We start from the raw sequence: 6,623 nt of genomic DNA, 5'->3' as shown, positions 1-6,623 counted from the left end.
GGGGGGCTCCGTCGTGTACGCCCGGAAAAGCATTGTGCGCTCGGCCTCGCCGGTGCCCATGATGGGGGTCATGGCTTATGTGCGGGCGCCCGAGCGGGTGGGCGAGATCGAACTGCCCGACGGCCGACTGCTCGGCTGGGCGGAATGGGGTCCGGAGGACGGCGTCCCGGTGCTGCTGTGCCCGGGGGCGGCGACCAGCCGCCGGCTCGGCTTCGGCCCGGAGGCGGTCGGCCCCCTCGGGGTGCGCCTCGTCTCCGCCGACCGGCCGGGCCTCGGCGCGTCGACCCCGTCGCCCGGCAGGACCTTCGCTGGCTTCGCCGCGGACATGAGCGACCTCGCCGCCCTGCGCGGGCTGGCGGACCCCGTCCTGGTCGGCAACTCGCAGGGCGCCCCGTTCGCGCTCGCCTGCGCCGCCGAGGGGGTCGGCTCGGCGGTCGCGATCGTCTCCGGGGCCGACGAGGTGGCCGCACCGGAGTTCGCGTCCGCGCTCCCGGGCGAGCTGCGCGGCCTGGTCGACCGTGTCGCCTCAGATCGCGCGGGTGCCGAGCTGTTCTTCCGCGGGCTGGGCCCCGACGCGCTGTGGAGCATGGTCATGGACGCGAGCCCGCCCTCGGACCTCCGCGTCTACCGGGACCCGTACTTCATGGCGGGATACCGGCGGGCTCTGGACGAAGCGTTCGTGCAGGGCCCGGACGGTTACGCCCGCGACACCGTGCTGGCGATGGGCCGCTGGCCGTTCGACCTCGGCGGTATCGGCGTCCCGGTCGACCTCTGGTACGGCGAGGAGGACACGGGCCATTCACCCGACAACGGCAGGACCCTCGCGGCGCGCATTCCCGGCGCCCGCCTCCACACGGTCCCCGCGGTCGGCGGCGCCGTGCTGTGGAAGCACCCCACCAGCATCCTCCGCACCGCCCTGGCGCACCGGGCACGGCACCCCGGCGGCGACGCCTAGGCGCGGAGCGCCCGGGGGCCGAGCCGGTCCGCGACGCGCCGCCTCCTACGATCATGGCGTGGCCGGCGCCCGGCGAGGCGTGGCGGACCGGCGAGGGAGGACGAATGATCCGATTGCACGTCGGCATGCCCCGGTCGATGCGGGTCGTCTGGCTCGGATGCCTGGTCCCTCTGATCGCCCTGGCGAACCTGATGCTCGGCGCCCTCGGCTGGATGTTCCTCACCTCGTCGGAGGTGCCGGGCGTAGGCGCTTTCTTCCTGCTCATGCTCCTGCTGATCGACGTCCTGGTCGTCCTCACGCTGGCCCTGCAGTACCGCAACGCGTACTGGCTGGACGGCAGGGTCCTCGTCCGGCGCCTGCTCTTCGGCCGCAGGACGTACGATCTCCGGGCCGCCCATGTCGCCGCGGAGACCGCCACGCCGGTCTGGACGAACTGGCGCGGAGGCGTCCTGCCCCGCCTGGTCGTGCGGGCACCCGGCACCGCGCCGGCACGGATCTGGTTGCGCGACCCGTCCCGCGGCGGTGCGCTCCTGCCGCCCGACCAGCTCGCGGCACTGGCCCGGGCCATCGACCCGGACCTCCGGCATCCCGTGGCCCGGAGGCTGTGGGAACTCGCCTCCGATCCGCTCCGCGGCGTCGTCTGACCCGGCCGGCCACCCGCCGGAGCGGACGTCATCGCTTCGTAAGGAATGGCGGCGCCTCCGGCCGTTAGCGTGATGGGCATGAAGAAGGCGATCGTGACGATGGCCGGTGCCGCGCTGCTCGTGGCCGGATGCGGTGGTGGCGGCGAGGCGACGAGCGCCGTCGAATCGCCGAGCGAGGCACCCGCGAGTCCCGGCGCGCAGAGTCCCGGCGCGCAGAGTTCTGGCGCGCAGAGTTCTGGCGCGCAGAGTCCCGGCGCGCAGGGCCGCGACGTCCCCGAGGCGCTGCGGTTCAAGGGCGAGACGCTGGCCGGCGAGCAGTTCGACGGGGCGGCCCTGGCAGGCAGGCCGGCCGTGTTCTGGTTCTGGGCGCCATGGTGCTCCAAATGCCGGTCTGAGGGCCCCAACGTGGCCAAGGCGGCCGAGAAGTATGGGGACGAGGTCTCCTTCGTCGGCATCGGGGGCCTGGAGAAGGACAAGGGCCGGCTGCGGGACTTCGTCTCCCGGACCGGCACCGGGAACCTCACCCACCTGGACGACCGGACCGGCAGGCTGTACTCCCACTTCAAGGTGACCTCCCAGTCCTCGTTCCTGTTCATGGCGCCCGACGGCAAGACGAGCAAGGACTCCGGACCGCTGGACGAGGACGAGCTGAGCCGCCACGTCGACGAGCTGCTCGGCTGATGGAGCGGATCTCGCTCGCCCTGGCCGCCGGGCTGGTCGCGGCGTTCAACCCGTGCGGTTTCGCGCTGCTGCCCTCCTACCTGGCGCTGCTGGTCGCGACGCCGGGGGCGGGCGGGGTGTGGCGGGCGCTGCGGCTCTCGGCCGCGATGACCGCGGGGTTCGTCACCGTCTTCGGCGCGTTCGGCCTGCTCATCTCCGTTCTGACGACCTCGGTCCAGGAGTACCTGCCCTGGCTCACCATCGTCATCGGCCTGGCCCTGGCCGTGCTCGGCGGGTGGCTGCTGACCGGGCGGGAACTGCTGGTCCGCCTGCCCCGCGTCCAGGCGGGCGGCCTGACGGGTTCACTGGCGGGACTGTACGGATACGGCGTCTCGTACGCCGTCGCCTCCCTGTCGTGCACGATCGCGCCGTTCCTGGCCGTCACCGGGCTGGTGTCCGGCGGCACGGGCATCGCGGCCGGACTCGCGGCGTTCGCCGCGTACGGCATCGGCATGGGCTTGGTCGTCGGGCTCCTGTCGATGCTGGTGGCGCTGGCACGCGAGGCGGCCGTGGCGCGCACCCGCCGGATACTGCCGCACGTCTCCCGCGTCAGCGGCGCCTTCCTCCTCCCGGCCGGGCTCTACGTCACCTACTACGGCTGGTACGAGACACGCCTCAATGCGGGGGCCTCGGCCGACTCCACGGTCGTGGACACCGCCACCGAGGTCCAGGGCGCGCTCACGACCTGGCTGGACCAGCTCGGCGTCTGGTGGATCGCCGCCGTCTTCACCGCCCTCGTGGCCGCGACCCTGGCGGCGCACCGGCTGCGGCGCCACCGTACGGCGTCCGGCAAGGACGCCGCGCGACGGTGACACGGCACGTGACTCAGCCGATCCGGAGATGCGCGACGACGGGGAGGTGGTCGGAGGGGTAGAGCCCGCCGCCCCGGTACGGGTCGATCTCGGCCCACGACGTCCGCACCTGCCCCCGCGCCAGGATCCAGTCCAGCCGCCGGCCGCCCCGTTTCGGTGGACGCCACCGTCCGAGGGTGCCGTACTCGGTGCCGCGTTTCCGGGCCGTCGTCCATGTGTCGTGGAACGCGTCCGCTCCGGTGAGGACGGTGTACTCGGGCGACGTCCCGGCGGCGGAGTTGAAGTCCCCGGTCAGCACCACCGGGACGCCCGCCTGGAACCCGCGGACGCGGCGCAGGATCAGCTCGGCGCTCTTCACCCTCGACTCCGCCGACCCGTTGTCCAGATGCGTGTTGACGTGGTGGAAGACCACGCCGGTGCGCCGATCGCGGAACTTGGCCCAGGTCACCATCCGCACGTACCGGTTCCCCCAGCTCGCGGAACCGATGGCGTCGGGGGTGTCGGACAGCCAGAAGTGGTCGAAGTCCAGCACCTCGAACCGCTTGCCGTAGAAGATCGCCAGGATCTGGTCCTTGGTGCCGCCCTGGGTGCCGAGCCCGATCCACCGGTGGTCCGGCAGCATTCGGGCGAGGTCGCGGATCTGGTGCCACCGCCCCTCCTGGACGCCCAGCAGGTCGGGATCATGACGGCCGAGGAGACGCTCGACCAGCTTCCGCCGGGTGCGCCAGTCCCGTGGCGGCGGATCGTTGACCCCCCGCACGTTGTAGGTCATCACCCGCACGGTCGCGTCGCCCCGCGCCGGCTCGGCCACCACGAACCCCGAGACGAGCAGTAGCGCCCCGGCGGCGACCACCGCCCAGAACCACCGACGCCCGCCCATCACACTCCCGCCGCGGAACCCGGACCGAGACCCCACACCCTTCGAACATCCCCGCCCGAACCGAATCGATCAAGACCACCCACAGCAATCCCCGCCCTACCGCCATAGATCGCGCTTCCCGTCCCGGCGCTCCGGGCCGGTGAACGGTCATGAAGCCGCCAAGAAGTAAACCCGAAGCGGGCCGATGCTTGACTCGCCGTGTCAGTGGATGGAGCAGCCGATGCTCCACCTCAGCGGGAAAGGAAGCACCGGTATGAATGGAAAGAAGCCGACGGCCCTGACAAGGCAGCGGATGCTCGCACCGGCCGGAGCTGCCGCCGCCGCGGCGGGCCTGGCGATGGCCGGCCCCGCCTCCGCCGACCTGCACACCCCGCCCGCGCAGGATGCAGCGCGGAACCAGGCGGAGGAACCAGGTGTGGCTGGGGTCGTCTCTGTCGCCCTGGTCTCGCCGGCCTGTGTGCCTGATGCTCGCCAGCCCGGCCCGGCCCTGAAGTGAGAGCCGCCTCGCTCCCAGATTCTGGACACTCCCGAGATTCGGGATTTCGGCGCGGTGCCAGCAGTGGTTCTGTGGCCCTTTGGGGTTGCGGCGATCTTTTATCGGAATGGTGTGGTTGCGGTGGGTGCCTGGCTGAGGTGGCCCCTGGCAAGTTGGGTGCGCAATGGTGCGGGTTGCTGTCGGTTGACGTCACTTCGGCTGGGCTCGCCGGTTGGTGGTAGGTGGCTACGTGGCGGTTTGTCCGGGGTTCTGGCTTGAGGCTGCCTTTGTTTCGCTCGGACCAGTTGGTGGATTGTGGTCACTTTATGTAGATCTTCTGCCAGTGGGCGGTGGCCGGTCCAGTCGGTCGAGTTCGTCGGTCGAGAAGGATGCCTCTGGATCGAAGTGGCGGAGTGTGTTTCGACCGTGGGCCCGTGGACTCGTGAGAGATTCAAGGAGGAGTTGAATTCTGCTCGGTATTCTGTTGCTCAGACTATCTTTAAGGTCTTAATATTTTCACCTTGAAGTGGGCGATGGTCGGAAGCGATGTTCGATATCATTGATTCATGTGTTCGACAGAGATCGATGTGGCCTCGATGTCCACCAGTGAGTTGGTGGACGCGGCGGCGACGATCGCGGCCGAACTCGCTCAACGTGATGCGCCCGACTCTGCGGCCGTATGCATGCGGGCCACCGAAACCCTGGCTCGTGCCAACGACCTGCACGAAAGCGCCCTCGCCACGCTGATCGCCCGAGTCGATGCGGTGGGGGAGATGCGCCGCTGGGGGTACCCGTCCGTCCGCAGTTGGCTGCGTTCCCGCCTCGGCATGCGCGAGGCCCGCGCCAAGGAGCGCATCAACCTGGCCCGGCAACGTCACCGAATCGGCGAGGTCGCCAGGCGACTCGCCCGCGGCGACATCTCCTACGGGTACGCCGCCACCATCGCCTCCGCCGTCACGCGACTGGACGATGACGACTGCGCCACCGCCCAGGACATCCTCCTCGACCTGGCCGGGCAGGGCTTCTCCGCTGGAAAGGTCGCCGCCTTCGGCAGCCGGATCACCGATCTGATCGCCGAACGCGACGGCACGGAGAAGCCCGATCCCGACAGTCGGCGCGGCTACGAGCTGTCCTGGATCGATTCCACCCGCTCACTGGACGGTGGCCGCTACATCAAGGGCTGGTTGAACGCCGAAGACGCCGCCGTCTGGGACGGGACCCTTGCGCCCCTCGCCAAACCGGCCGGGACCGAGGACCAGCGCGACCTGTCAGAGCGGACGGCGGCAGCTCTGACGAACGTGCTCGCCGGGGGCCACAAGGCCACCAAGGTCACCGTCATCTGCGATCTGGACACCCTGACCGGCGGCACCGCGCCCGCCCGCCTCACCGACGGCACCCCGATCCCCGCCGAGCAGGCCCGCCGGATCGCCCTGAACGCCGGGGTGGCGCCACTTCTTCTGGGGCGCGGCCACATCCCCCTCTACCTCGGGCGCCGCGTCCGCTTCGCCACCCCGGCTCAACGCCAGGTACTGGAAGCCCTCAACCCGAGCTGCGCGGTCCAGGGCTGTGAGGTCCCCGGTCCGCTCTGCGAAGTCGACCACGTCAACGGCTGGGCCCTGGGCAACGGCCGCACCGACATCGACGAACTGGCCCTCACCTGCGGGTTCCACAACCGTTTCAAGGCCACCAACCCCGAGCACGTCCACATCGCCAAGGACGGCGACGGACGCTACACCTACCGCATCCGGCCGCCGAGCGATACGCCGGCGCCGGCGCCCGCCACCGACCTCTGGAACCCCGACCTGTGGAATCCCGCAACGAACCATCGAGTCCGGTCCCGGCCCCGTCGACTCCGCCCCAACCCGACCCGCGGCCGTCGCCAGGCAGCCGGCCCCTGACCGGGACAGACGCCCCCATAAACCCCATGGGCGTCAAGCCGCCCCGATGGGAGCCCAGTCGGTTGGGCGGGTGATGATCTGGTGGACCAGCGGTCAATGTGGTTCTGGAGGCACATGATGGCCCCTCGCCGAGTTTCGCCGCTGTCCCTCTCCCTCACACTGCGGCGGTACGCCGCAGTGTGGTGGCTGGTGCGCTTGTTCCAGCGCAAGCGTGACAACACATGGTGGCAAGGCATGGT

General features: G+C 70.6%; 6 protein-coding genes. 5 read left to right on the top strand and 1 reads right to left on the bottom strand.

Annotation, left to right across the window (positions count from 1 at the left end; all coding sequences use genetic code 11):
- Positions 1-70 precede the first annotated feature (70 nt).
- The 4 genes from IEZ03_RS35450 (at position 71) to IEZ03_RS35435 (ending at position 3,131) form a co-directional block, all read left to right on the top strand.
- Positions 71-955 (top strand): alpha/beta fold hydrolase, encoded by an 885-nt coding sequence (locus tag IEZ03_RS35450; RefSeq protein WP_184887267.1) that lies wholly within the window; start codon positions 71-73, stop codon positions 953-955.
- A gap of 104 nt (positions 956-1,059) precedes the next feature.
- Positions 1,060-1,599, top strand: a complete 540-nt coding sequence (locus IEZ03_RS35445; protein ID WP_184887265.1) for a hypothetical protein — start codon at positions 1,060-1,062, stop codon at positions 1,597-1,599.
- A 78-nt stretch (positions 1,600-1,677) separates the two neighbouring features.
- Complete coding sequence (locus tag IEZ03_RS35440) at positions 1,678-2,280, top strand: thioredoxin domain-containing protein (RefSeq protein ID WP_184887263.1); 603 nt, start codon at positions 1,678-1,680, stop codon at positions 2,278-2,280.
- Entirely contained in the window at positions 2,280-3,131 is an 852-nt protein-coding gene (locus IEZ03_RS35435; RefSeq protein WP_184887261.1) for a cytochrome c biogenesis CcdA family protein, read from the top strand. The genes IEZ03_RS35440 and IEZ03_RS35435 overlap by 1 nt, the downstream gene beginning before the upstream one ends.
- Before the next feature lie 13 nt (positions 3,132-3,144).
- On the opposite strand, the gene IEZ03_RS35430 is transcribed toward IEZ03_RS35435, so the two are convergent.
- Positions 3,145-4,011, bottom strand: coding sequence for an endonuclease/exonuclease/phosphatase family protein (locus tag IEZ03_RS35430; protein ID WP_184887259.1), 867 nt, complete (start codon positions 4,009-4,011; stop codon positions 3,145-3,147).
- 1,041 nt (positions 4,012-5,052) lie between these two features.
- Between IEZ03_RS35430 and IEZ03_RS35425 the strand changes: the two genes are divergently transcribed.
- On the top strand, positions 5,053-6,384 hold the full coding sequence (locus IEZ03_RS35425; RefSeq protein ID WP_184887257.1) for an HNH endonuclease signature motif containing protein: 1,332 nt from the start codon (positions 5,053-5,055) through the stop codon (positions 6,382-6,384).
- Positions 6,385-6,623: the final 239 nt, after the last annotated feature.

The organism is Actinomadura livida, assembly GCF_014648675.1.
GTDB lineage: Bacteria > Actinomycetota > Actinomycetes > Streptosporangiales > Streptosporangiaceae > Spirillospora > Spirillospora livida.
This window is presented reverse-complemented; position numbering and strand designations above follow the sequence as displayed.

What these genes read in the sequence shown, in the direction of transcription:
- IEZ03_RS35450 (WP_184887267.1), top strand. Translation starts at nt 71, where the DNA reads ATGGCTTATGTGCGGGCGCCCGAGCGGGTGGGCGAGATCGAACTGCCC.
- IEZ03_RS35445 (WP_184887265.1), top strand. Translation starts at nt 1,060, where the DNA reads ATGATCCGATTGCACGTCGGCATGCCCCGGTCGATGCGGGTCGTCTGG.
- IEZ03_RS35440 (WP_184887263.1), top strand. Translation starts at nt 1,678, where the DNA reads ATGAAGAAGGCGATCGTGACGATGGCCGGTGCCGCGCTGCTCGTGGCC.
- IEZ03_RS35435 (WP_184887261.1), top strand. Translation starts at nt 2,280, where the DNA reads ATGGAGCGGATCTCGCTCGCCCTGGCCGCCGGGCTGGTCGCGGCGTTC.
- IEZ03_RS35430 (WP_184887259.1), bottom strand. Translation starts at nt 4,011, where the DNA reads ATGGGCGGGCGTCGGTGGTTCTGGGCGGTGGTCGCCGCCGGGGCGCTA.
- IEZ03_RS35425 (WP_184887257.1), top strand. Translation starts at nt 5,053, where the DNA reads ATGTGTTCGACAGAGATCGATGTGGCCTCGATGTCCACCAGTGAGTTG.